We start from the raw sequence: 25,430 nt of genomic DNA, 5'->3' as shown, positions 1-25,430 counted from the left end.
AGGACATTTTGAAAAAGAGCCTAGGCAACTTGTTGAAGCTGCTGTCTGTATTTTGCAGGCGGCAGCTTTTTTAAATTCCATTGCCCACGATAATGATTGTAATAGGTCATGTAACTTTTGATTTCACGTTTTACTTCTTCAAGCGTTTCACAATTGCTAAAGTTTGTTTCATCTTTTAAATGCCCAAAGAATGATTCTTGAGGCGCATTATCCCAACAGTTTCCTCGCCGTGACATAGACTGACCTAAACCCATTTTCTTCACCAATGCCTGGTAAATCGGGCTTGTATAATGGAAACCCTGATCGGAATGGATAAAGGCATCTTCTGCTAAATGCGAATGTTTTTTTAATTTCTTCAACGTATTCAGAGCGATGTCCAAGTGTAAAGAAGATGACACTTCATAAGCTAGAATTTCGTTCGTTTCAGCGTCCTTAATCGTTGATAAATATGCACGTTTGCCGTTTCGATATGGCAAATATGTGATGTCTGTCAATAACACTTTACCCACTATACCTTGTTTAAATTTGCGTTTTAATTCGTTCGCATAAATGCGGTGTTCTTTCGTCGCTTTGACCATTCTTCGATAAGGATTTGCCTTGCGAATTGGACAGATGATGTTAAATTTCTTCATAATGCGGCGAATCCGCTTTAAGTTATAGGTGATGCTATATTGGCTTTGAAGCGTCATTTTAATTTGGCGTGCTCCCTTTTTACGTCCTCGGAAATGATACGCCTTTAAAATGATGTCTTTCACCACTTCATCTGCTTCATCTTGTTTGGCGCGATTTTGCGCTGATTTTTCATCAAAATGATGATAGAACCCTGAACGAGACACACCCATTACCTTACATAGATAGCTCACCATACGCTTTAGTTTATACTTTTGAAGCGTCTGGTGGATTAATTCAAATTTTAGTTTCGTTTCGATTGTAATTTCTTCTTCAACATCTGCCTTTCGAGTAGATCGAGCTTTTTTAGTAGTTCATTTTCTGCACGTAATAACTGGTTTTTCGCTTCTAAACGGGCGATTTTTTCTTCTGGGGTTAATTTCCGTTCAGAAGGTCGGCCGGAATTCATTTTACGAGTATCTTGTAAACCTACAATGCCAGAATTACGATAGGCTGCACGCCAGCGTTTCCCCGCTGTTTTAATACGATCCATTCCAATTAAGTCCACACTTAAGCCAGCTTCCTCGAAGATATCTCTAGGTAGCTTCCCCTGTTCATTTTCTGCAATAAAATGACGTTTGAATTCGTCGGTATAGGTAATCGCTTTCTCGCTGACTGACTTTACATAAGGGTTTCTTTTTAGCAGTTCTTGTTCTTTTTTCGTTAATAATCTTTTCGTCATTCTAATTCCGCTCCAACATCTTTTTTCTCATTATAAACAAAAGTACCCTACAAGAAGGACTTTTTTTAAAGTGTCCATCTTATAGGGTACATTTTAAATCTCTAGGTAGTTTTTTTTCTGTTTGAAGGGAAATTATCAAACGAAAAAGAGGTTTTCCAAATCATAAAAGTTATGATTTAGGAAAACCTCTTAATGTATTAGTTAGCTTTTTTAGCTAAACGTGATTTTTTACGAGCTGCTGCGTTTTTATGGATAAGACCTTTAGAAGCTGCAGAATCAAGAGCTTTGCTAGCTGCTACTACTAATTCTTTAGCGCCCTCAGCATTGTTTGCAAGTGCTTGTTCAGCTTTTTTCACAGTTGTACGCATAGCTGATTTCGCTTGAGCGTTAGCTGCGTTAGCTTTCTCAGCAACTTTAACACGTTTAATTGCAGATTTAATGTTTGGCATATCTTTCACCTCCTAAATAAGGTACGAGATGAGTTATCTTCTCACTATTTTCGTTTGTCAATACAACAAAAATCATTCTACCAAACCCTAGAGTTAATTGCAATAGTTAAATGCAAAGAATATTTACTTGACAGTTTGTCTAACATATAAACGAGGTGATTATTAATGATAGAAGTTAATTGGAGCAGAACCGATTTAATTGATGAATCAGCCGAAGTAGTTGAGCATCAGACCAAGCATCAAAAGAATAGATTAGAGCAAACAAGTGGAGTTGCAATCGATGAATTTACGGAAGGTCGAGTAAAAGTCACAAAAGTAGTGGTTGATGATCACGGTCAAGAGCAAATCGGAAAAAAGGAAGGGACTTATATTACACTATCTGTTCCGACCTTAACTATAGACGATTCAAACGGGTTTGAGCAGCTTGAAAAGGCTTTTACAAAATATCTTGATGATATTCACAAAGATGTAAAGATTACAAAGGATAGTAAGGTTCTTGTAATAGGTCTAGGAAATAAAACAATAACGCCTGATGCAATAGGTCCTTTTGCAATAGATGCAATGCAAAATGAGCAATCTGAAAATCCTAGTGATCATTTTATAATGTATGCACCAGGTGTAACGGGGCAAACAGGTTTTGAAACTAGTGATTTCATCCGTGCCCTTACAGAAAAAGTTAAACCTTCCTTAGTTTTAGTAATTGATGCATTAGCAACAAGAGGAAGCTCGCGTTTATGTAAAACAATTCAAATTACAAACACAGGGATTCATCCAGGCTCCGGGGTAGGTAATCAACGTACTGAAGTTTCGAAAGAAGTGATGGGGGTTCCTGTTACGGCGATTGGGGTTCCTACAGTTGTGGATGCAACAGTAATCATTGCAGATGCGATTGATAATGTGTTCCGTTCGATCGCTGCAAAAATTGAGGAAAAAGGGAAGCCGTCTGGTAAGCTCTCTGTCTCTTCTTGGACACCAGATTCCAATCAAAGAGTCGATATGAATTTAATCAAGCCGATTTTCGGTGAATGGTCGACTTGGTCAAATGAAGATCGACTTCAGTTATTTGAAGAGGTTTTTGCATCACATCCTGAAAGACTGATTGTAACGCCAAAAGAAGTTGATGTTTGGATTACAAAATATTCAATCTTGGTAAGCAAATGTCTATTTAAGTGGATGGAACATAAAGTGAATTAGTTCTAAAAAGTCCTCTTCCTCCATATCGTAGTGGAAGGAGAGGATGCCATGTTAAAAAAATTAAAAATTCTATCTGTTTTTCTAGTCTTCTTTTTTATGTTACCAATCATCACAGGACTATTGCCTTTTCCGAACAATCAAAAATATGAGCCTCCTATGGCCGAAGAAAAGCAAGTAGTCTATGCTTCTTCCAATGTTCAATCAGACAAAACTGCAGAAGATGTAACAGCAACAGAAGTGACAGCAACAGGAGATAGTAGCGCAAGTGATGTTACACCGACAATGGATTCATTTGACGTATTATTTGTTTTTACGCATTCTCAAGAAACCTATAAACCGTTTGTAAAAAGTCAAACAGGTACCGTTGCTGTATATGATGACCAAGCAAATTTACTATCTATGTCTAAGGCAATGGAAGATTACTTTAAACTAAACGGTTTAAACGCAACGACTCTTGATGTTGATATTATGGCTGAAACAGTAAAACAGGGGAAGACAATGGCGTCTTCTTATTCAACTGCGCGCACTTTTTTAAGTCAGGAGTTGAAGGAAAATAAGTATGACCTTATTCTTGATATTCATAGGGATGCAACAGGTCATAAGCAGTCGACTGTCACACATAAAGATGTTGGCTATGCTAAAACCGCATTTGTTATCGGTGCAGAAAATCCAAACTATAAGACGAATTTAAGTCAAGCCAACGCTCTAAATCAGGCTTTAAATCAAATTGTCCCGGATATATCTAGAGGCATTATTGAGAAGTCTGGAGATGGAGTTGATGGAGTTTATAATCAAGACTTATCAAATAATCTGTTACTAATTGAAATCGGTGGAATTGAAAATACTGAGGATGAGGTTTATCGAACAATCGCTGTACTTGCACAAGCGATTGCGAAAACCTATGTAAATTAAAGTGAAAATCTTAAGTTCATTGTCTACATTGATTTTATAAGTGAATAATAATATTTTGCGTTTTTTCTCACTACATCATTGCTAAAGTTGTTGTGTCACTGCTATAATTCAAGTTAGTTTAGCCTTTTTTTGTAGGAAATGTAAAAGAAAATATAACAGGTTACCAAAGAATCAGTAAGAATGCATACTGATAAGGGTTAATGCCTCCAGCGTATTCTAAAGAAGTTAGAGCCTTAAAACTCTATCTTCTTTGGTTGTTTTTCGCATGATGAGCGAAAAATTAATGCGTAGGAGGCGTATTTGATTAGGAGTGGACACGACATGAATCGAGAAGAACGTTTAAAACGACAAGAAAACATACGAAATTTTTCTATTATTGCCCATATCGATCACGGTAAATCTACATTAGCAGACCGGATTTTAGAAAAAACAAAATCAATTACAGCACGTGAAATGAAAGCTCAATTGTTAGACTCTATGGATTTAGAGCGCGAACGTGGAATAACAATTAAGTTAAATGCTGTACAGTTAAAATATGTAGCTAAAAACGGTGAAACTTACACATTCCATTTAATTGACACACCTGGCCACGTCGATTTTACATATGAGGTATCTCGTAGTTTGGCAGCTTGTGAAGGCGCAATTTTAGTAGTTGATGCTGCACAAGGGATAGAAGCACAAACATTAGCTAATGTATATTTAGCTCTTGATAATGACCTTGAAATTTTACCAGTAATAAACAAAATCGATCTACCTGCTGCTGATCCAGAACGTGTACGTGGAGAAGTAGAGGATGTTATAGGACTTGATGCTTCAGAGGCAGTGCTAGCTTCTGCTAAAGCTGGTATTGGTATTGAAGATATTTTAGAGCAAATTGTAGAGAAGGTACCTGCTCCAACGGGTGATCCAGAAGCTCCATTGCAAGCGCTAATTTTTGACTCTGTTTATGATGCCTATAAAGGTGTAATCATTTCAATTCGTATTGTAAATGGAACAGTAAAACCTGGTGATAAAATTCGCATGATGGCAACAGGAGCCGAGTTTGAAGTTATTGAAGTTGGAGTGCATACACCGAAATCAGTACCTCAAGCTGAGCTTACTGTAGGGGATGTAGGTTATTTAACTGCCTCTATCAAAAATGTTGGAGATACACGAGTAGGGGATACAGTAACATTTGCTAGCCGACCTGCCGAAACTCCGCTAGAAGGGTATCGTAAGTTAAACCCTATGGTATATTGCGGTCTTTATCCAATTGATACTGCTCGCTATAACGATTTACGCGAAGCATTAGAGAAATTGGAGCTTAATGACTCTGCATTGCAATATGAACCAGAAACGTCTCAAGCACTAGGCTTCGGTTTCCGTTGTGGATTCTTAGGACTTCTGCATATGGAAATCATTCAAGAGCGTATTGAGCGAGAATTTAATATTGACCTAATTACAACTGCTCCCTCTGTTATTTATGATGTTCACTTAACAGATGGAGAGATTATTAAAGTGGACAACCCTTCAATGATGCCAGATCCACAAAAAATTGACCGCATTGAAGAGCCTTATGTAAAAGCAACGATTATGGTGCCAAATGATTACGTAGGGGCGGTAATGGAGCTTTGCCAAATGAAACGTGGTAACTTCATGACAATGGATTATATTGATACAAGTCGTGTAAGTATTATTTATGAAATGCCACTTTCGGAAATTGTTTACGATTTCTTCGACTACTTAAAATCAAATACAAAGGGCTATGCTTCATTTGATTATGAGTTAATCGGCTATAAACCATCTAAGCTAGTGAAGATGGACATTCTATTAAATGCAGAGCAAGTAGATGCATTAAGCTTTATCGTACACCGTGACTTTGCATATGAGCGTGGTAAAGTAATCGTTGAGAAGTTAAAGGAGTTAATTCCTCGTCAACAATTCGAGGTACCAATTCAAGCTGCAATCGGTCAAAAAATCGTGGCACGTTCAACGATTAAAGCGATGCGTAAAAATGTACTTGCGAAATGTTACGGCGGTGACATCTCACGTAAGCGTAAACTTCTTGATAAGCAAAAAGAAGGTAAAAAGCGTATGAAGCAAGTAGGTTCTGTAGAGGTTCCTCAAGAAGCCTTCATGGCCGTATTGAAAATGGATGATAATAACAACAACAAGAAATAACTGATAGTGAAAAGATGAGTTGCAACTAATTACAGTGCAACTCGTTTTTTTTTACATATTAGAAGTTGGAAGTTGCGACTCTAAAGGACGTGAAAAATATATACAATAATTGTATGTTATATGTTAATATGGGTTAAAATAACAATATTTAAATTAATTTACAAAGGTAAAAAGTTGTATAAAAGTTAAATATTACCAACTTTACAGATTATCTTCTTTTTTAGAGGATAATCTGTTTTTTATTGCAACAATATTTCATATATTGCAAAGAAACTGAAAAAAACGTTTAATTATTGCTCTTTGAGAATCGTAAAACCCATAGTAGAATTTATCTAATAAATCTAATCGAGCCACCTTTATTTGTTAATTATTGGTATTTATATCAAGGGTTTAAGCTTCATATGAAAAACAGCGAAGGAGATGTATTTTAAATGAACAATATAGTAGAGGTAGCAATTCCTGAATGGTTTGAGTATGATGAATTAGTTGCACTGTCAACCATTATTAATGAACAAGATGCAACCGTTGGGGTATTATTAGCAGGAGATAATTTGGATATGCAAAGACCGTATAGTCCGGTTGTAAGAGTTTACTTAATAACATTACAAAACGGAAAATATGAGTTTGCAAAGGAAATGAGTGCACTATCGTTCCATTCGAAGGAAGAAGCTATTAGCTTTACTACGAAGTTTTCAAATTACTCAGCAATTGAACTATTTGTAGATTTATATAAACAACAAATAAATATTGCCATTTAAAAAAAATTTTTGAGGTCTGGTCTAAATCAGGTCTCTTTTTTTGTTCCTAATATTCAGGAAGTCTCTTATTTCTCATAATTAGTACCCTAAAATTGAATTTTTACTATGAAAGGGTACAATAGAGAGATACGATATTTCTTAAGAAAGAAGGGATTTTAATGGCTCGAGGTGTCTACATACATATTCCTTTCTGTCATCAAATTTGTAATTATTGTGATTTCAATAAAGTTTATTTTAAAAATCAACCAGTAGATGAATATATAGAAGCAGTTGGCAGGGAAATTGAAATGGCTGTTAGAAAAACGCCTGAACAATTCCAAAACCTTGAAACCATCTTTTTAGGTGGTGGGACACCAACTGCACTTACTGCAAATCAGATAACAAGGCTTTTACATCACATAAATACCCTATTACCAACGAAGCAGCTTGTGGAATTTAGCTCTGAAGCTAACCCTGATGAATTATCAGTAGATAAACTAGAGGCTTTGAGGAGCGGCGGAGTCAATCGTTTAAGCATGGGTGTCCAATCTTTTGACCAGAAGCTTCTAGAAAAAATAGGACGAACTCATACAAATGAACATGTTTTCCAAACCATTCAACAAGCAAAAAGAGTTGGCTTTGACAATATTAGCATTGACCTGATGTACGGGCTGCCAGGTCAAACGATGGAACAATGGGAAGACACTTTAGAAAAAGCTTTAGAGTTAGATCTTCCTCACTATTCAGCTTACTCTCTTATTGTTGAACCAAAAACTATTTTTTACATTCAGTATGCAAAGGGAAAACTAAACTTACCTACTGAAGATCTTGAAGCGGATATGTACGATCTTTTGATGCGCCGAATGAAAGAAAAAGAAAAGATACAATATGAAATAAGTAATTTTGCGATAGATGGCCACAACTCAACACATAATAAAATTTATTGGGATAATGATGAGTACGCGGGCTTTGGAGCGGGTGCACATGGTTACATGTCAGGGATACGTTATTCAAATCATGCACCTATTAAAAAATACATTGAAACGATTAATAATAATGATCAGCCTATCCTTCATAAACACGAGGTAACAAACGAAGAAAAATGTGAAGAGCAAATGTTTTTGGGCTTACGAAAAAATGAAGGGGTATCCTTTGAAACGTTTGAAACAAAGTTTGGAGTCTCTATGAAAGAGCTTTATGGGAAAGAAATAGCTAAGCTTGCTTTAGAAGGTCTGATTATCGAGGATGAAAAAGGTGTAAGACTAAGTCGCAAGGGTCGCTTTGTTGGCAATGAAATATTTCAACAATTTTTATTAGGATAATAGAGCGATTCCGTTGACATCATATTTGAGATTTGATAATTTATTAATAGTATTAGCACTCCCTCTTAATGAGTGCTAACAGAGGTGATGACAATGTTAACGAATCGACAGTTACAAATATTGCAAGTAATCGTTGATGATTTTGTTACTTCAGCTCAACCAGTAGGATCACGCCAAATTTCAAAAAAGGAATGGATAACAACTAGTCCAGCTACAATCCGAAATGAGATGGCTGATTTAGAGGAGCTTGGTTTTATAGAAAAAACACATACCTCTTCAGGGCGTGTCCCATCTGAGAAGGGATATCGATTTTATGTGGATCATTTACTACAACCGATCTCTATGTCTGCCCGAGAAATTGGCTTATTTCAATCTGTTTTTAAAAATCAAATTGTAGAAATGGAACAAGTAATACGTGAATCTGCTAACATTTTGTCTGACTTAACTTCTTATACAACGATTTTACTTGGACCAAATGTAAGTAAACATCGCGTTAAAAGATTTCAAATTGTTCCTCTATCTGAACAAACAGCAGTAGCAATTATTGTTACGGATAATGGACATGTAGAGAATCGAACAATTACACTCCCACAAGGCTTTGTTCCATCGGATATTGAAAAAACAATAAATATTTTAAACGAACGTTTAGTGGGTGTTTCATTATTAGAGCTACAAAGTAGGCTAGAATTAGAAACGTTTAACGTTTTAAGGCAGCATGTAAACACAGCAGATTCTTTTATCCAATCCTTGAGAAATGTTGCTACCTTCCAAAATGAAGGGAAAATTTATTTTGGTGGAAAAACAAATATGTTCAACCAACCAGAATTCCATGATTTAAATAAAGTTCGTGCACTTATGGAAATGATGGAAAAGGAAAGCCAAGTAATTTCTTTGTTCCAGCATGAAGACGCAGGGATTCATATTCGAATTGGTTCAGAAAATAACCATTTAGTAATGGATGATTTAAGTGTAATTACAGCGTCCTACTCTATTGGGAATGATCAAGAGGGATCAATTGCAATTATTGGTCCTAAAAGAATGGATTATCAGCGTGTTGTGTCGCTTATTGATGTGATGCGAAGTGGGCTTTCAGGTGCACTTTCAAATAAAGTAAATGATGGGTTATAAGGAGGAAACAAACGTGTCTGAAACTACAGAAAACAAAGAGCAACTAGAAGAAGTAAATGAGCAAGCAAATGAAGCAGAAACGAACGGCACAGAAACAAACGAGCAGGTAGAGCTTTCCGTAGAAGAGCAGTTAAATGTGAAGGTTTCGGAGCTTGAAGCAAAGTTGCAAGAAGAAGAGAGTCGTTACTTACGTCTACGTGCAGACTTCGATAATATGCGACGTCGCGCCCAATTAGATCGTGAAGCGGCTGAAAAATATCGAGCTCAAAAGCTTCTAACAGAACTTTTACCTGTTATCGACAATTTAGACCGTGCACTACAGGTTGAAGTAAATTCAGATGATGCTGTTTCTCTATATAAAGGTATTGAAATGGTTTACAAAACGCTGATTGAGGCAACAAAACAAGAGGGCTTAGAACTAATCCCTGCAGAAGGGGAAGTATTCGACCCGAATGTACATCAAGCTGTAATGCAAGAAGCGGATTCTGAAAAAGAAACTGGAATTGTGTTAAGAGAGCTTCAAAAAGGCTATAAATTAAAAGATCGCGTATTACGACCATCAATGGTTTCAGTAAACGAATAAAACAAAAAATTAATTAGTGAAAAACACCCTTTACGTGTTTTAAATAATTAGGAGGCAAAATTTAAAATGAGCAAAATTATTGGTATTGACTTAGGTACAACAAACTCTTGTGTAGCAGTCCTAGAAGGCGGCGAACCAAAAGTAATTCCAAATCCTGAAGGTAACCGTACAACTCCTTCAGTGGTTTCATTTAAAAATGGTGAAAAACAAGTAGGGGAAGTGGCAAAACGCCAATCAATTACTAACCCTAATACTATTTTATCTATTAAATCTAAAATGGGTACTTCAGAAAAAGTAACTGTTGAAGGTAAAGATTACACACCTCAAGAAGTATCGGCGATGATTTTACAATACTTAAAGGGATATGCAGAAGATTACTTAGGAGAAACAGTAACTAAGGCTGTAATTACAGTTCCAGCTTACTTTAACGATGCTCAACGTCAAGCAACAAAAGACGCTGGTAAAATTGCTGGTCTAGAGGTTGAACGTATTATTAACGAACCAACAGCTGCTGCTCTTGCTTATGGTTTAGACAAACAAGACCAAGACCAAAAAATTCTAGTATTTGACCTTGGTGGTGGTACTTTCGACGTTTCGATCCTTGAATTAGGTGATGGAGTATTTGAAGTACTTGCAACTGCTGGTGATAACAAGCTTGGTGGAGATGACTTCGACCAAAAGGTTATCGATTTCTTAGTAGAAGAGTTCAGAAAAGAAAACGGTGTTGATTTATCAAAAGATAAAATGGCAATGCAACGTTTAAAAGATGCAGCTGAGAAAGCGAAAAAAGATTTATCGGGTGTTACATCAACTCAAATTTCATTACCATTCATTACTGCAGGAGCAGATGGTCCTCTTCACTTAGAGGTTAACTTGTCTCGTGCAAAATTCGATGAAATCACACGTGATTTAGTAGAACGTACGATTATCCCAACTCGTCAAGCTCTTAAGGATGCTGGTCTAAGTGCATCTGAATTAGATAAAGTAATTCTTGTTGGTGGTTCAACTCGTATTCCAGCAGTACAAGATGCTGTGAAAAAAGAAACAAACCAAGATCCACACCGTGGAGTTAACCCTGATGAAGTAGTAGCTATGGGTGCTGCAGTTCAAGGTGGTGTATTAACAGGTGATGTGAAAGATATCGTATTACTTGATGTAACACCTCTATCACTTGGTATTGAAACAATGGGTAGCGTGTTTACAAAACTTATCGAACGTAACACAACAATTCCAACTTCAAAATCACAAGTGTTCTCAACTGCTGCAGATAACCAACCTGCTGTAGACATTCACGTTTTACAAGGTGAGCGTCCAATGGCTGCAGATAACAAAACTTTAGGTCGTTTCCAATTAGCAGATATTCCACCAGCACCACGTGGTGTACCTCAAATCGAAGTAACATTCGATATTGATAAAAATGGTATCGTATCTGTTAAAGCAAAAGACTTAGGAACTCAAAAAGAACAAACAATCGTAATCCAATCTGACTCTGGGTTAACAGATGAAGATATCGATCGTATGGTTAAAGAGGCAGAAGCAAATGCTGAGGCCGATGCTAAACGTAAAGAAGAAGCAGAACTTCGTAATGAAGCAGACCAATTAGTTTTCCAAGTCGATAAAACAATCACTGATCTTGGTGAGCAAATCAGTGAAGATGAGAAAAAATCAGTAGAAGATGCTAAAGAAGAATTGAAAAAGGCATTAGAAGCTGGTGAAATCGAAGGAATTAAAACTTCTAAAGAAAAACTAGAAGGTGTTTTACAGCCTTTAGTTATGAAAGTATATGAGCAAGCTGCAGCTGCTGCACAAGCTGCTCAAGGTGAAGCAGAAGCAGGTCCAGATAAAAAAGATGACGGCGTTGTAGATGCTGACTTTGAAGAAGTAAAAGACGATAAATAAGATTTAACAATCGTTTATAAAAGAAACATGAAAAAGTCAAAGCCGAACATTACGGACTTTGACTTTTTCAGCGAATAGGAATATAAGTTCTAAATATATTCATCAAAAGATATACATCAACTCGACCTATTTGAGTCGGGTTGTGTTTTTCTAACAACGACAATTGTAAAAGTCAGTTAAATAATTAAACTTCATATACAGTATTATGCGAACATGCTAAAATATACGTTATGAAAAAGAGCGGAGTGTGACCGATGAGTAAACGCGATTACTATGAAGTGCTTGGCGTAAGTAAAAGCGCAAGCAAAGATGAAATAAAGAAAGCCTATCGCAAACTTTCTAAGCAGTATCATCCGGATATTAATAAAGAAGCTGGGGCGGATGATAAATTTAAAGAGATTGCAGAGGCCTATGAAGTCCTTAGCGATGATTCAAAACGTTCACAATACGATCAATTCGGTCATGAAGGACCAAACCAAGGTGGATTTGGTGGCTTCGGCGGATCTGGTTTTGGCGGCTTTGAAGATATTTTCAGCTCATTCTTTGGAGGCGGTGGACGTCGTTCTGATCCGAATGCACCAAGAAAAGGTGATGATCTTCAGTACAGAATGAATATCTCTTTTGAGGATGCTGTTTTTGGTAAGCAAACAGAAATTGAAATACCAAAGGACGAAACTTGTGATACTTGTAGCGGATCAGGGGCTAAGCCTGGCACAAGCTCAAAAACATGTACTACATGTAATGGTGTAGGTGAAGTCAATCAAGCTGTAGAAACACCATTTGGGCGTATGGTAAACCGTCGTACATGTAACACTTGTCGCGGTACTGGTAAAATCATTCCAGAAAAATGTAATACATGTCACGGAACTGGTACGGTACAAAAACGCAAGAAAATTAAAGTAACGATACCAGCAGGTGTTGACGATGGTCAGCAATTACGTGTGACAGGTCAAGGTGAACCAGGCATCAATGGGGGTCCAGCAGGGGATTTATATATCGTCTTTAATGTAAAAAATCATGAATACTTCGAACGTGATGGCGATGATATTTACTATGAGCTTAAGTTAACATTCCCGCAGGCAGCTCTTGGTGATGATATTGAAGTCCCGACAATTCATGGAAAAGTTAAGCTGAAAATTCCGGCAGGTACACAATCAGGTGCTCAATTCCGTATTAAAGACAAAGGTGTTAAGAATGTTCATGGTTACGGTACAGGTCATCAATATGTCATTGTTAAAGTAATGACACCTTCTAAGCTAACAGAGAAACAAAAGCAACTATTACGTGATTTTGCAGAAATTAGTGGCGATATTCCAGAAGAACAAAGTAGTTCATTATTTGATAAAATCAAAAAGACATTAAAAGGTGAGTAATTTAACAATAGAGTCCGCATTTATGGACACTAACACTAATATTATTTGAACCTTGGTAACAAAATTTTAGAGGAGCTGATTGCAAGTGAAATGGACAGAATTGTCGGTTTTAACAACAAACGAAGCGGTTGAAGCGATTTCAAATATTTATCACGAAGCTGGCGCAAGTGGTGTTGTCATAGAAGATTCAACAGAAATGGAGAAAGAAAGAGTAGATCAATTTGGTGAAATTTATGATTTGAACCCAAATGATTTTCCGAAAAGTGGGGTAATCGTAAAAGCATATTTACCGGTATCTAGTTTTTTAGCAGAAACTGTTGAAGAAATTAAACTTGCAATCGCGAATCTAGAAAATTTTGATATTAATGTTGGTGAAAATGTATTCACAATGTCTGAGGTGCACGAGGAAGACTGGGCAACTGCTTGGAAGCAATACTATCATCCGGTGAAAATTTCGGAAAGATTTACAATTGTTCCTACTTGGGAAGAATACACTCCGGTAAACACTGACGAGCTGATTATTGAGCTAGATCCAGGTATGGCATTCGGTACTGGTACACATCCTACAACTGTCATGTGTTTACAAGCATTAGAAAAGGTTGTCAAAGAAGGTAATTCAGTCGTGGATGTTGGAACCGGCTCTGGTGTACTAGCTATTGCTGCTGCAATGCTAGGCGCTGAGAAAGTACATGCTCTTGATTTAGATGCAGTTGCAGTGAAATCTGCATTTGAAAACATTGTACATAACAAAGTACAAGATATCGCAACGGTACATCAAGGGAATCTACTCGACACAGTTTCAGAACCAGCGGATGTAGTCGTAGCGAATATTTTAGCAGAGATTATTATGACCTTTACAGATGATGCCTTTTCAATCGTTAAACCCGGAGGACTTTATGTAACTTCTGGTATAATTAATGCGAAAAAAGAGGATGTAAAAAAAGCGCTAGTGGGTTCAGGCTTTATTATTGAAGAAGTATTAATGATGGAGGATTGGGTTGCCATCATTGCACGACGACCATAAACAAGAAGGAGTTGTCCCAATAATCAGGGGCAACTCCTTGTCTTTTATAAAAATTTGGAGGTACATTATGCAACGATATTTTGTACATGAACCCTTTAATGAATTAAGTGAATTAACAATTTCAGGAGAAAACGCACGTCATATTTCTAAAGTAATGCGCATGGACAGTGGTGATCAAATTGTCGTTGTTCATGCTGATACAGCCTTTATATGTCAAATCGTTTCAGTTGGACAAGAGGTAATTGTCAAACAAACTGGAGAAACAATTCCATCTTCTGAAATGCCTATCAAAGTAGACATTGCTTGCGGATTACCGAAAGGGGATAAGCTGGAGTTAATCTCCCAAAAAGGAACCGAGCTAGGTATGCACGCACTGATTCCATTTACTGCAGAACGTTCGATTGTCAAATGGGACGAAAAAAAGGGTGAAAAAAAGACGGAGCGATTACAAAAAATTGCACAAGAGGCCGCAGAACAATCGCATAGAACTCATGTTCCTGAAATTTCTAATCCTAAAAGCTTTAAACAGTTACTTTCAATTGTTTCAAACTACGATGCTGTATATATTGCTGATGAAGAAGATGCAAAGCAAGAAAATCGCACAAGATTTGCAGATAAATTAAAAAAAGTGTATGATAATGAATCGAAGTCGATTTTATTAATTTTCGGTCCTGAGGGCGGTATTTCAAGGAACGAAGCTCAAAGCCTACTCGAGGCTGGAGCAGAAACAATGTCTCTTGGACCAAGAATATTACGAGCAGAAACAGCGCCATTATATGCGTTAGCTGCTATATCATATGAATTTGAATGAAAGAGGTGTTAGCCAGTGTCAACGGTGGCTTTTCATACTTTAGGCTGTAAAGTAAACCATTATGAAACTGAAAGTATTTGGCAGCTTTTTAAAGAACAAGGATATGAACGTACTGAATTTGAAAAACAAGCAGATGTTTATGTAATAAATACATGTACAGTAACGAACACAGGTGATAAGAAATCTCGCCAGGTGATTCGTCGTGCAGTTCGTCAAAATCCAGATGCAGTAATTTGTGTTACAGGATGCTATGCACAAACATCGCCAGCTGAAATAATGGCGATTCCAGGTGTTGATATTGTTGTAGGAACACAAGATCGTCAAAAAATGTTGGGATACATCGAACAATATAAAGTGGAGCGACAGCCGATTAATGCGGTAGGAAACATTATGAAAAATCGTGTTTACGAGGAATTAGATGTTCCTTACTTCACAGATCGTACGCGTGCTTCCTTAAAAATTCAAGAAGGCTGTAATAACTTCTGTACCTTCTGTATTATTCCTTGGGCTCGTGGTTTAATGCGTTCACGTGATCCACAAGAGGTTATTCGTCAAGCTCAAAAACTAGTAGATGCTGGGTATCTAGAAATTGTGTTAACTGGTATTCATACAGGTGGATATGGACAAGATTTCAAAGATTACAATTTAGCACAGTTACTGCGTGACCTTGAAGCCAATGTAAAAGGGTTAAAGAGATTACGTATTTCTTCAATTGAAGCTTCACAATTAACTGATGAAGTAATTGAAGTTCTAAAAAACTCGAATATAGTGGTACGTCATTTACATATTCCGATTCAATCTGGGTCAGATACAGTGTTAAAGCGTATGCGCCGTAAATATACTATGGACTTCTTTGCAGAACGTCTAGAACGTTTAAACGAGGCACTTCCTGACCTAGCGATTACATCAGATGTAATTGTAGGGTTCCCAGGTGAAACAGAAGAAGAATTCATGGAAACTTATAACTTTATTGCAAAACATAAATTTGCAGAGCTACATGTTTTCCCATATTCGAAACGTACTGGTACACCAGCAGCAAGAATGGAAGATCAGGTTGATGAAGACGTTAAAAACGAACGTGTACATCGATTAATTACTTTAAACGACCAACTAGCTAAAGAATATGCTTCTCGTTTTGAAGGAGAAGTACTAGAGGTTATCCCAGAAGAACACTACAGAGAAGAATCAGAAAAGGAAAATCTGATTGTAGGATACAGTGATAATTATTTACGTGTTGTGTTTGAAGGTACTGAAGAAATGATCGGTAAACTTGTAAAAGTAAAAGTACAAAAAGTGGGCTATCCATATAATGAGGGCCAATTTGTACGTGTATTAGAAGAACAAGTTCAATAATGGAAAAAACGGCAGAATCTTTGATGGTTTTGTCGTTTTTTTATATTTTAAATTACTAGAAAAAGTTGAGAACGTTAATATGTGAATAAAAAGTATAAAGCAAGGAAAAGTAATGTGTAATGCTTGTTAGTTGATAGTTTGTTGAAATTATCTGTCATTTCACAATATTTTACTTTAATGGTATTATGGAAGAGGTACGTACAACTAAAGAAGAAGAAGGAGTAATTTTCATGACTCAAAATTACGCTGCAATGATTGATCATACTTTATTAAAAGCTGAAACAACAAAAGCTCAAATTGAAAAAATTTGTGAGGAAGCACTAAAGTACGAATTCGCTTCTGTTTGTGTTAATCCAACCTGGGTTAAAAATGCAAGTGAATTATTAACTGGTTCTAAAGTTAAAGTTTGTACAGTTATTGGTTTCCCATTAGGCGCAACTACTCCACAAGTTAAAGCATTCGAAACAACAAATGCTATTGAAAACGGCGCTGGAGAAATCGATATGGTTATCAATATTGGTGCATTAAAGGATGCTAATTATGATTTAGTTCTAGAAGATATTAAAGCAGTTGTAACAGCTGCAAATGGTACTTTAGTAAAAGTAATTATTGAAGCTTCTCTTTTAACTGATGAGGAAAAAGTAAAAGCTTGTGAATTATCTGTACAAGCTGGAGCTGACTTCGTTAAAACTTCAACTGGATTTTCAACAGGTGGCGCAACTGCCGAGGATATAGCATTAATGAGAAAAACAGTAGGGCCAGAAATTGGTGTAAAAGCTTCTGGTGGTGTTAGAAGTCTTGAGGATATGCAACAAATGGTTGAAGCAGGAGCAACGCGTATTGGTGCAAGTTCTGGTGTAGCAATTATGAATGGATTAATTTCAGATTCCAATTATTAATTTTAATAAATTCTATTGACTGTACTTGTACAATACGATATAATTCTTTAGTACACAACTAACATATGTTGATTGTGTATTGACGTGTGTTCGGAGGGAGGGAAAGAGAGATGTCAAAAACTGTCGTTAGAAAAAACGAATCGCTTGAAGATGCTCTTCGCCGCTTCAAACGTACTGTATCTAAAAGTGGTACTATTCAGGAAGTAAGAAAACGCGAATTTTACGAAAAACCAAGCGTAAAACGTAAAAAGAAATCAGAAGCTGCACGTAAACGTAAGTGGTAATTTCCTAACAAATCCCTACGTTCATAACACGCAATTTTATGATTCATCAAGGTAAAAACTGATATACCCTAGTATTTGCTTAGCAAATACTAGGGTATTTTGCATTTCATCCTAAAAACAATCTAGAGATATTATGGACAATAAGTACGTTTTTATTAATAGAATTTTCAGGAGTATTTTTTTATACGGGTATGTTGTTCTTCATGAGCTTAAGTAGCTTAATTGAAAATGTATTACTGCATCAGTCCTATTTAATGTGAATTTTGTGTAAAATAAAAATATGTAAAAATTATCGTTTTTTTGAAACTTTATCATTACTCATCCGTAAATTAATTAGAACTTTATTCAGGTAAGGTTTATACCTAAAATCAATTGCCACAAAAAGGAGGATAGAGATGAGAAAAACGAAAACATTCAGCTGGATCCTTTTATGTTTGATTTCCTTTTTGTTGCTTTTGCCGAGTCTTTCAGCAGTAGCAAGTGGAAAGGTGTATCATATTCCACTTGAAAATGAAGTGGAGGATGGGTTAAAGGCGTTTATTGAAAGAGCTTTTGAGGAGGCTACGGAAGAAGGCGCTAAGACCATTATTTTAGAAATACATACACCAGGCGGTTATGTTACATCAGCACAAGAAATTGGTAAAATAATTGCTAATTCGCCAATTGAAGTTATTGCCTTCGTAAATTCGAAAGCGTTATCAGCTGGAGCCTACTTAGCTTTAAACGCGAACAAAATTTATATGGTACCAAGTGCTACAATAGGAGCAGCAGCGATTATTGATAGTACTGGGAATGCAGCAGATGAAAAAAGTAATAGTTACTGGATTGCTGCTATGGAAGCTGCAGCAGAATCTCATGGAAAAAATCCCAAATACGCAAGAGCTATGGCTGATAAAACAGTCGATTTGCCAGAATATCGAGCGCCAGAAGGGAAATTGCTTACATTATCTGCACAAGAAGCATTAGAAGTTAAATATTCAAATGGGACTGTTTCGAATTTGAATGAACTGCTCGAAGAACTTCAGCTATCAAATAACGAAGTTGTTTCAATGGAACCGACAATTGCAGAAAAGCTTGCACGTTTTATCACCAATCCAATGGTGGTAACGCTACTTTTATCAATTGGTTTATTTGGATTAGTATTGGAATTGTTTTCTCCTGGATTTGGAATACCGGGGCTCATTGGACTATCTTCATTTGGATTATTTTTCTTTGGTCATACAGTAGCTGGCTTTGCCGGATATGAATCTGTATTGTTCTTTATAATTGGTTTGGCTTTACTTATTGCTGAATTGTTTGTGCCGGGAGGAATAGTAGGTATAATTGGTGGTGCGCTAATGATAATCGGTTTATTATTTGCTGGGGAAAGTGTGGTGCATATGGCTTATTCCATTTTAATCGCTGTATTTATTGCAATAATAGGAATGGTGATCTTGATGAAATTCTTTGGAAAAAATCTTCACGTCTTTAATAAGCTGATTTTACGAGATGCTACGACAACTGAAGAAGGCTACGTTTCAAATGTGAATCGTATTGAGTTATTAGGTAAAATAGGCGATACTATTACGCCACTACGCCCATCAGGAACAATTATTGTGGGTAATGAAAGAATTGATGCAGTTTCAGAGGGAAGCTACATTGAGGCTAATAAGAAAGTAGAAGTAATTCAAGTAGAAGGATCACGAATCATTGTGAGAGAAACGAAAAAAGGAGTGGAACAAATATGATTTTTGATGCAGCAGCTATTAGTTTAATCGTAACAATTGTTTTAATCATTATCGTATTATCGGTAATTTTAACAATTGTACCAGTAGCGCTATGGATTAGTGCTATTGCAGCAGGTGTACGCGTTAGTATCTTCACGTTAATTGGGATGAGATTACGTCGAGTTATACCTGCTCGAATTGTGAATCCTTTAATAAAGGCGCACAAAGCAGGTTTAGATGTTTCAATCAATCAGCTAGAGTCTCACTATTTAGCTGGCGGTAATGTTGACCGAGTTGTAAATGCATTAATCGCGGCTCAGCGTGCAAATATCGAGTTATCATTTGAACGCGCAGCAGCAATTGATTTAGCAGGACGTGACGTTTTAGAGGCAGTACAAATGTCTGTAAATCCAAAGGTAATCGAAACACCATTTATCGCTGGTGTTGCCATTAACGGTATTGAAGTAAAAGCGAAAGCTAGAATTACAGTACGTGCTAACCTAGATCGTTTAGTTGGTGGTGCTGGTGAAGATACGATTATTGCTCGTGTAGGTGAGGGGATTGTATCTACAATCGGTTCTTCTGAGAGCCATTCTAAAGTATTAGAAAACCCAGATCTTATTTCTCAAACAGTTCTTTCAAAAGGATTAGACTCAGGTACTGCCTTTGAAATCCTATCGATTGATATCGCGGATGTAGATGTGGGTAAAAACATTGGGGCTGAATTACAAATTGAACAGGCACAGGCCGATAAAAATATTGCGCAAGCAAAAGCTGAAGAACGCCGCGCAATGGCCGTAGCCAATGAGCAAGAAATGGTTGCAAAAGTCCAAGAGATGAAAGCGAAAGTTGTAGAGGCTGAGGCTGAAGTACCTTTAGCGATGGCTGAAGCACTACGTAACGGAAACTTCGGTATTATGGACTATATGAACTATAATAACCTTAAAGCTGATACTTCAATGAGAGATTCAATCGCAAAGGTTACAACTGATAAACCAGATTCAAACCAAAAATAATTGCGGGGTACACACCTGAAGAAGGGAGTGTGAAGCTGGGATGGAAGGTATAATCATGATGGCGGTTTTGTTTATCATTAGTTCCATTTTAAATGGTGCTAAAAAGAAACAACAAAATTCAAAAGAAATGCCGCCATTTAATAATCAACCAACAAAGCAAAAATTTGAGTTGCCAAAACAAACTGAAATTAGAAAATCACTTGAGGACTTTGCGAGTGAAGTGTTTCAGCAATTAAATGATAAAGCTCAACCCATTCAAACAACTCCTCCTAAAGATCCGGAGCCTAAAAAGGTAGCCGAACATATCAAAGAGGAAGTTGTAGCCGAACGAGCAACACTGAATACGAGACCAATCTTTGATGGTAATCGATCTTCTAATCGTGGTTCAGCTATCAAAACTAAGTCTTCAAAACCATCCGATGAAATCACGCAAGGTGAAATCGGAAGTATCGTACCGACAACTAGAAGTGCATTAGTGCAGGCAATTATAACAACTGAAATACTAGGTCCTCCAAAAGCAAAGCAAAGGTAAACGACCTAGTGAAAATAGTTTTATAAAAACTGCATTGAAATTTATACATGCCCTCCTTTCTCAAAGCATATACTTTGGCGAAAGGGGGGCATTTTTAATTGAAAAAATTATTCCAAGCAGATCCATTAATTGAAATAGTAAATAGCAGTCAGCTAAGATTAATTGGAACATATAAATTTTTAGAAGCGTCAGAACAACATTGTTCCTTTATATATGAAGACTTTTCAATTTTAATAAAAGCAAATCGTGTACATATAGATGTATTGAAAGAGGTAGAATTTATAATACATGTAGAAACTTTGTTATCAATTGAAATGAAAAGACAGGTGAATGATCGATAATGAAAAATTTTGATAATCGCCCTGTTGAAATTCATATAAGCCGAACTAGTGGAGCCCATGCCTTTATACAAAGCCTGCATTCAAAAGGTGTGAAGATTAAAAACCTTAAACACCTCGAAAATGAAATTCGATTTGAAATGGTAAGAAAAGATTTAAAAGTATTAAGAGAGATTCGAAAAAAATACCGCGTAAAAGTAAAAATTCGTTACCTGCAGGTGTCTCGAATCTTTCAGAAGAACAGTTGGACAGCTATTGGACTACTGTTACTTATTTTAATCCCTGTTATCTCCTCGCAATTTGTTTGGGATATAGATGTAGAAGCAGAAACTCCTGAACTAAGGGTTGCGGTTGAAAAAGTAATCAAGGAAAAACTTTCCTTAGATAAACCTACGATGAAAGGGCGTGTGCAATCTGATTTTGAGATACGACAATCAATAATGGAGGAGTTAAGAGATTTATCTTGGGTGCATATACTAAAAACAGGTAGTAGTATGACAATTGTACCTCAGCTTGCCCCGATTACCGATAACAAGGATAATACGACAGATGCAAAGAATCATTTAATTGCCACAAAGAGCGGAGTAATTACCAATTTCGAAATTTCTAGTGGGGAACGTCGTGTTTTACCGAATACAACAGTATATAAAGGGGATACACTTGTATCAGGAGTAATCACAGTTGGCGAACGGTCGGTTGTGGTAGGTGCTGCTGGAGAAGTGTTTGCTGACTACTGGCTCGAAACAGAATTTTCTATTCCAAAGAAAATTCAATTGGTTTCAGCAAGTAGTAGGGAATGGACATTTGATTTCAAAATAAATGATGAAAAGGAGCAAGGAAAATCGTTTCAAAAGGTCGATTTACCGGAGTGGCTTTCAAGATTTATCGAAATCAAAAAGACTCAAAAGTACATCACGGTTACGGAAGAGATCTCAGAAGAACAAATCGAGTCGTTTATCTTGCCTCTATTGCACGAAAAAATCTTAAAATCTTTGCCTCCCAAAACCATTATAAAAAAGGAAAACATTTTGCACGTTTCATTCGATGATGATAAAGTGAAAGGGAAAGTCCTATTTTTGGTAAATGAAAATATTGCAAAAAACTACCCAATTGACCAAGGAGACTGATTTATGTCAGAACAATTATCAGAATTACAAGTTGAAAATCCAAATGAAGCAGTAATGCTACTTGGAATGAGCGATGCTAATTTAAAGCTAATTGAAGAAACATTTAACGTTCAAATTATCACTCGTGGTGAAGTGATTCAAATTGCAGGTAGCGAACCACAAAAACAACATGCAAAAGATTTAGTGCATGCTCTTTTAAAAGTGATACGTAAAGGTGTTAATATCGATTTGCGTGATGTAGCTACAGCAATTGAAATGGTGAATAAAGGGACTATTGAATATTTTGCAGAGTTATATGAAGAAGAAATAGCAAGAAATTATAAAGGTAAGCCGATTCGCGCAAAAACGATTGGACAACGAGAGTACATAAGAGCCATTCGTCATCAAGATCTCGTGTTCGGTATCGGTCCTGCAGGGACAGGGAAAACGTATATTGCGGTTGTCATGGCAACACAAGCATTAAAGAATGGTCATGTAAAACGAATCATTTTAACAAGACCAGCTGTAGAGGCTGGAGAATCTTTAGGATTTTTACCGGGAGATTTAAAGGAAAAGGTTGACCCTTACCTAAGACCGCTTTATGATGCGTTGCATGATATTTACGGACAAGAACAAACGCAAAGACTCATCGAGCGTGGAACAATTGAAATTGCGCCTCTTGCATACATGCGTGGGCGAACGTTAGATGATGCTTTTGTCATTTTAGACGAAGCTCAAAATACAACGCATATGCAGATGAAAATGTTCTTAACTCGTTTAGGCTTTGGTTCTAAAATGGTTATCACAGGTGACAAAACTCAAATAGATTTACCAAAAAATACGGAATCAGGGTTAATTATTGCTGAACGTAGCTTGAAATATTTAAAAGATATTCATTTCCAAATTCTTGAGGCTGGTGACGTTGTTCGTCATCCACTTGTTGCTAAAATTATTCAGTCTTATACTGATCAAGAACTATAAGTTTTCGCTTGGAAATTCTATTTATAGTGTGAAAATATGTAAATGTGTACGTTTAACGTGCACATTTTTTATTTTTTAGTAAGATTTCATGAAATAATATTCATAAATTGGTAAACTAGTACATATAGACATTTGGGGGTGCGCAAGTGGAAAAGCACTTTAATAATTTACTTAACATGATTAGTTTTCGAACTTTATTAATAGTTGTTTTATTAATTACTGGTTTTCTGCAATTCTTTTTAATGCTTGGAAACATACGAAGTACTACATATGATATTCAAGCTTTCCAACTCGCTCCAGAAACAATTCGTGCAGTGAAGACAATTGAGGATACCGTGAAAACTGAACAGGAACGGGATCAGGCAGAAAATGCCGTTGAATCTGTTTATTTGTTCAATGAAGAAACCGCGGAGCATCGTTCTGCACTGGTAACATCGATTTTTGATATTATTCGGGACGTTCGGAAGGAAGTAAAGCTTAATGAAGAACAAACGCCTGTAACTATCGAGAATCATATCAGTCAATTACGAGAAAAACTAAAAGATATAATGGAAAGTCAAACACTGCTAATTTTTACAAATAGCCAGCTACAATCCATGCTAGTAGCAACTGATGCAGAATTAAAGGCGGCTGAAAGCTTTCTAGTTAAAGAAATAAAAACTATGCTAGAGGAGCCTATCCGAACAGAAAATGTAGCTATAAAGCGTGCTGAGATTGAAACGCAAATTCGTCAGCAAAGTTCCATTGATGAAGAAATTTTAAGTGCAATTATTATAATTGGACGAGCTGCTATAATAGAAACGGAAGTTTTAGACGAGATTCGTACAAGAGAGCAGGTTCTAAAAGCTCGTGAAGAGGTAGATCCTACTCGTATTTTACAAGGTCAAATTATTGTTCAAGAAGGAGAGCTTATTGACCGTGAAGTATTTAGACAATTAGAGCTCCTTGGATTATTAAATAACCAGACATCGACTAAGCCTGTAATAGGGCTAACAATTCTAGTGATTCTACAAATGGCCTTTATGTACATTCTTTTTAATTTTTCGGAGATGGAGCTGCAAAATAAGCGCAAGGCTCTATTTGTAACAGCTATTGTTTATTCCTTTGCAATTATACTCATGAAGGTCATCAGCTTGCTTTCAGATCAGTTTGATGCAACTATTGCTTTTTTATATCCGACTGCACTAGCAACGATGCTAGTACGTCTTTTAGCAAATGAAAAAGCGGCAGTTTTAGTTACGATTTTAACAGCAGCTTCAGCGGGAGTGATTTTCCATGAAGGCTATTCAGCTGTGCTGCAAATGGATATTGTGCTGTATATAATCTTTGGTGGACTTTCTAGTGTCTTCTTTATGAGAAGCATGGAAAAAAGATCCCATCTGCTTAAAGCTTGTGGTATAGTGTCCATTTTCAACTTATTATTTATCGCGTTTTATTTATTAATGTCACAAACGAATTATGACCTATTTGAATTGTTATTTTATGCTGTAGCTGGAATTGCGTCTGGTATTTTATCGGGTGCTTTAACAATGGGATTATTGCCATTCTTTGAATCAGCATTTGGATTATTGTCGACAATGAGACTAATCGAATTATCAAATCCCAACCATCCATTATTGAAGAAATTATTAACCGAGACACCGGGTACTTATCATCATAGTGTTATGGTAGCAAATCTAGCAGAAGCTGGCTGTGAAGCAATCGGCGCAGATGGTTTACTAGCGAGAGTTGCTTGTTATTATCACGATATTGGGAAAACACGAAGACCAGCCTTTTTCATAGAAAACCAAATGTCTGGCATCAACCCACATGATTCCTTACCCCCTGAAAGAAGTGCGGAAATTATCATCGCACATACTACCGATGGGGCTCAGTTATTAGAGAAACACAAAATGCCAAAGGAAATTGTGGACATCACTTTACAGCATCACGGTACAAGCACTTTGAAATTCTTTCTTCATAAGGCAAAGGAAGATGGGAAAGAAGTGGATGAGAAGGTATTTAGTTACCCAGGGCCGAAGCCGCAAACTAAAGAGGCAGCTGTAATAAGTATTGCAGATAGTGTAGAAGCAGCTGTTCGTTCAATGAAGCAGCCGAACTCGGAAAAAATTCAACAGTTGGTACACTCTATCATTCAAAGCCGTGTACAAGAACATCAATTTGATGAGTGTGACGTCTCGATTAAAGAGTTGAAAATTATTGAAAAGGTTCTTTGTGAGACTTTAAACGGAATCTTTCATTCAAGAATTGAATATCCAAAAGAAGGATAAAT

Annotated in this window: 23 protein-coding genes; 21 read left to right on the top strand and 2 right to left on the bottom strand. The window is 36.6% G+C overall.

The window, feature by feature from the left end; translation table 11 throughout:
- Positions 1-20 precede the first annotated feature (20 nt).
- Together LG296_RS12120 and rpsT are read right to left on the bottom strand one after the other, a co-directional pair.
- Positions 21-1,351 (bottom strand): IS3 family transposase gene (locus LG296_RS12120; RefSeq protein ID WP_235867716.1). Its coding sequence is split into 2 segments (ribosomal slippage): positions 21-970 and positions 970-1,351, totalling 1,332 coding nucleotides; the frame shifts between segments, so codons are not numbered across the junction.
- Positions 1,352-1,548: 197 nt separating this feature from the next.
- On the bottom strand, positions 1,549-1,800 hold the full coding sequence (gene rpsT, locus LG296_RS12115) for a 30S ribosomal protein S20 (protein WP_107935387.1): 252 nt from the start codon (positions 1,798-1,800) through the stop codon (positions 1,549-1,551).
- 165 nt (positions 1,801-1,965) lie between these two features.
- Between rpsT and gpr the strand changes: the two genes are divergently transcribed.
- From gpr to LG296_RS12010, 21 genes are all read left to right on the top strand, one after another.
- Positions 1,966-2,994 carry a GPR endopeptidase gene (gpr, locus tag LG296_RS12110; protein ID WP_107935388.1) on the top strand — a complete coding sequence of 343 codons (1,029 nt, stop codon included), beginning with the start codon at positions 1,966-1,968 and terminating at the stop codon, positions 2,992-2,994.
- A gap of 48 nt (positions 2,995-3,042) precedes the next feature.
- On the top strand, positions 3,043-3,906 hold the full coding sequence (gene spoIIP, locus LG296_RS12105; RefSeq protein WP_107935389.1) for a stage II sporulation protein P: 864 nt from the start codon (positions 3,043-3,045) through the stop codon (positions 3,904-3,906).
- Positions 3,907-4,227: 321 nt separating this feature from the next.
- Positions 4,228-6,066: a translation elongation factor 4 gene (gene lepA, locus LG296_RS12100; RefSeq protein WP_107935390.1), complete on the top strand. Its 1,839-nt coding sequence runs from the start codon at positions 4,228-4,230 to the stop codon at positions 6,064-6,066.
- A 431-nt stretch (positions 6,067-6,497) separates the two neighbouring features.
- On the top strand, positions 6,498-6,824 hold the full coding sequence (locus tag LG296_RS12095; RefSeq protein ID WP_107935391.1) for a hypothetical protein: 327 nt from the start codon (positions 6,498-6,500) through the stop codon (positions 6,822-6,824).
- 158 nt (positions 6,825-6,982) lie between these two features.
- Positions 6,983-8,125, top strand: coding sequence for a radical SAM family heme chaperone HemW (gene hemW / locus LG296_RS12090; protein WP_107935392.1), 1,143 nt, complete (start codon positions 6,983-6,985; stop codon positions 8,123-8,125).
- Between the two features lie 93 nt (positions 8,126-8,218).
- Positions 8,219-9,253, top strand: a complete 1,035-nt coding sequence (gene hrcA, locus LG296_RS12085; protein ID WP_107935393.1) for a heat-inducible transcriptional repressor HrcA — start codon at positions 8,219-8,221, stop codon at positions 9,251-9,253.
- A 13-nt stretch (positions 9,254-9,266) separates the two neighbouring features.
- Complete coding sequence (grpE, locus tag LG296_RS12080) at positions 9,267-9,836, top strand: nucleotide exchange factor GrpE (protein WP_107935394.1); 570 nt, start codon at positions 9,267-9,269, stop codon at positions 9,834-9,836.
- 66 nt (positions 9,837-9,902) lie between these two features.
- Positions 9,903-11,735 (top strand): molecular chaperone DnaK, encoded by a 1,833-nt coding sequence (dnaK, locus tag LG296_RS12075; RefSeq protein ID WP_107935395.1) that lies wholly within the window; start codon positions 9,903-9,905, stop codon positions 11,733-11,735.
- Between the two features lie 254 nt (positions 11,736-11,989).
- Positions 11,990-13,108 (top strand): molecular chaperone DnaJ, encoded by a 1,119-nt coding sequence (dnaJ, locus tag LG296_RS12070; RefSeq protein WP_107935396.1) that lies wholly within the window; start codon positions 11,990-11,992, stop codon positions 13,106-13,108.
- An 85-nt stretch (positions 13,109-13,193) separates the two neighbouring features.
- Positions 13,194-14,132, top strand: a complete 939-nt coding sequence (prmA, locus tag LG296_RS12065) for a 50S ribosomal protein L11 methyltransferase (RefSeq protein ID WP_107935462.1) — start codon at positions 13,194-13,196, stop codon at positions 14,130-14,132.
- 67 nt (positions 14,133-14,199) lie between these two features.
- Positions 14,200-14,943 carry a 16S rRNA (uracil(1498)-N(3))-methyltransferase gene (locus LG296_RS12060; RefSeq protein ID WP_107935397.1) on the top strand — a complete coding sequence of 248 codons (744 nt, stop codon included), beginning with the start codon at positions 14,200-14,202 and terminating at the stop codon, positions 14,941-14,943.
- A gap of 15 nt (positions 14,944-14,958) precedes the next feature.
- A complete protein-coding gene (gene mtaB / locus LG296_RS12055) occupies positions 14,959-16,296 on the top strand; it encodes a tRNA (N(6)-L-threonylcarbamoyladenosine(37)-C(2))-methylthiotransferase MtaB (RefSeq protein WP_107935398.1) in 1,338 nt (445 codons plus the stop codon).
- 230 nt (positions 16,297-16,526) lie between these two features.
- Positions 16,527-17,195: a deoxyribose-phosphate aldolase gene (gene deoC / locus LG296_RS12050; protein WP_107935399.1), complete on the top strand. Its 669-nt coding sequence runs from the start codon at positions 16,527-16,529 to the stop codon at positions 17,193-17,195.
- A gap of 110 nt (positions 17,196-17,305) precedes the next feature.
- Positions 17,306-17,479 (top strand): 30S ribosomal protein S21, encoded by a 174-nt coding sequence (gene rpsU, locus LG296_RS12045; RefSeq protein ID WP_004227078.1) that lies wholly within the window; start codon positions 17,306-17,308, stop codon positions 17,477-17,479.
- A gap of 395 nt (positions 17,480-17,874) precedes the next feature.
- A complete protein-coding gene (locus tag LG296_RS12040) occupies positions 17,875-19,206 on the top strand; it encodes a nodulation protein NfeD (protein WP_107935400.1) in 1,332 nt (443 codons plus the stop codon).
- On the top strand, positions 19,203-20,201 hold the full coding sequence (gene floA / locus LG296_RS12035; protein ID WP_107935401.1) for a flotillin-like protein FloA: 999 nt from the start codon (positions 19,203-19,205) through the stop codon (positions 20,199-20,201). Before LG296_RS12040 ends, floA begins: the two co-directional genes overlap by 4 nt.
- A 40-nt stretch (positions 20,202-20,241) precedes the next feature.
- Positions 20,242-20,733: a hypothetical protein gene (locus tag LG296_RS12030; RefSeq protein ID WP_107935402.1), complete on the top strand. Its 492-nt coding sequence runs from the start codon at positions 20,242-20,244 to the stop codon at positions 20,731-20,733.
- A gap of 98 nt (positions 20,734-20,831) precedes the next feature.
- Positions 20,832-21,074 (top strand): hypothetical protein, encoded by a 243-nt coding sequence (locus LG296_RS12025; protein WP_107935403.1) that lies wholly within the window; start codon positions 20,832-20,834, stop codon positions 21,072-21,074.
- A complete protein-coding gene (locus tag LG296_RS12020) occupies positions 21,074-22,198 on the top strand; it encodes a sporulation protein YqfD (protein WP_107935404.1) in 1,125 nt (374 codons plus the stop codon). The genes LG296_RS12025 and LG296_RS12020 overlap by 1 nt, the downstream gene beginning before the upstream one ends.
- Positions 22,199-22,201: 3 nt before the next feature.
- A complete protein-coding gene (locus tag LG296_RS12015) occupies positions 22,202-23,158 on the top strand; it encodes a PhoH family protein (RefSeq protein WP_107935405.1) in 957 nt (318 codons plus the stop codon).
- A gap of 146 nt (positions 23,159-23,304) precedes the next feature.
- Entirely contained in the window at positions 23,305-25,428 is a 2,124-nt protein-coding gene (locus tag LG296_RS12010) for an HD family phosphohydrolase (RefSeq protein ID WP_404426998.1), read from the top strand.
- Positions 25,429-25,430 lie beyond the last annotated feature (2 nt).

The organism is Ureibacillus chungkukjangi, assembly GCF_044795995.1.
Classification (GTDB): domain Bacteria; phylum Bacillota; class Bacilli; order Bacillales_A; family Planococcaceae; genus Ureibacillus; species Ureibacillus chungkukjangi.
Note: the sequence above shows the minus strand (reverse complement) of the source record. Positions and strands in the feature narration are given on the sequence as shown.

Coding starts and splice junctions, on each gene's coding strand:
- LG296_RS12030 (WP_107935402.1), top strand. CDS start 20,242: ATGGAAGGTATAATCATGATGGCGGTTTTGTTTATCATTAGTTCCATT.
- LG296_RS12060 (WP_107935397.1), top strand. CDS start 14,200: ATGCAACGATATTTTGTACATGAACCCTTTAATGAATTAAGTGAATTA.
- deoC (WP_107935399.1), top strand. CDS start 16,527: ATGACTCAAAATTACGCTGCAATGATTGATCATACTTTATTAAAAGCT.
- spoIIP (WP_107935389.1), top strand. CDS start 3,043: ATGTTAAAAAAATTAAAAATTCTATCTGTTTTTCTAGTCTTCTTTTTT.
- dnaK (WP_107935395.1), top strand. CDS start 9,903: ATGAGCAAAATTATTGGTATTGACTTAGGTACAACAAACTCTTGTGTA.
- rpsU (WP_004227078.1), top strand. CDS start 17,306: ATGTCAAAAACTGTCGTTAGAAAAAACGAATCGCTTGAAGATGCTCTT.
- floA (WP_107935401.1), top strand. CDS start 19,203: ATGATTTTTGATGCAGCAGCTATTAGTTTAATCGTAACAATTGTTTTA.
- dnaJ (WP_107935396.1), top strand. CDS start 11,990: ATGAGTAAACGCGATTACTATGAAGTGCTTGGCGTAAGTAAAAGCGCA.
- lepA (WP_107935390.1), top strand. CDS start 4,228: ATGAATCGAGAAGAACGTTTAAAACGACAAGAAAACATACGAAATTTT.
- LG296_RS12020 (WP_107935404.1), top strand. CDS start 21,074: ATGAAAAATTTTGATAATCGCCCTGTTGAAATTCATATAAGCCGAACT.
- rpsT (WP_107935387.1), bottom strand. CDS start 1,800: ATGCCAAACATTAAATCTGCAATTAAACGTGTTAAAGTTGCTGAGAAA.
- LG296_RS12095 (WP_107935391.1), top strand. CDS start 6,498: ATGAACAATATAGTAGAGGTAGCAATTCCTGAATGGTTTGAGTATGAT.
- hrcA (WP_107935393.1), top strand. CDS start 8,219: ATGTTAACGAATCGACAGTTACAAATATTGCAAGTAATCGTTGATGAT.
- hemW (WP_107935392.1), top strand. CDS start 6,983: ATGGCTCGAGGTGTCTACATACATATTCCTTTCTGTCATCAAATTTGT.
- gpr (WP_107935388.1), top strand. CDS start 1,966: ATGATAGAAGTTAATTGGAGCAGAACCGATTTAATTGATGAATCAGCC.
- LG296_RS12040 (WP_107935400.1), top strand. CDS start 17,875: ATGAGAAAAACGAAAACATTCAGCTGGATCCTTTTATGTTTGATTTCC.
- LG296_RS12015 (WP_107935405.1), top strand. CDS start 22,202: ATGTCAGAACAATTATCAGAATTACAAGTTGAAAATCCAAATGAAGCA.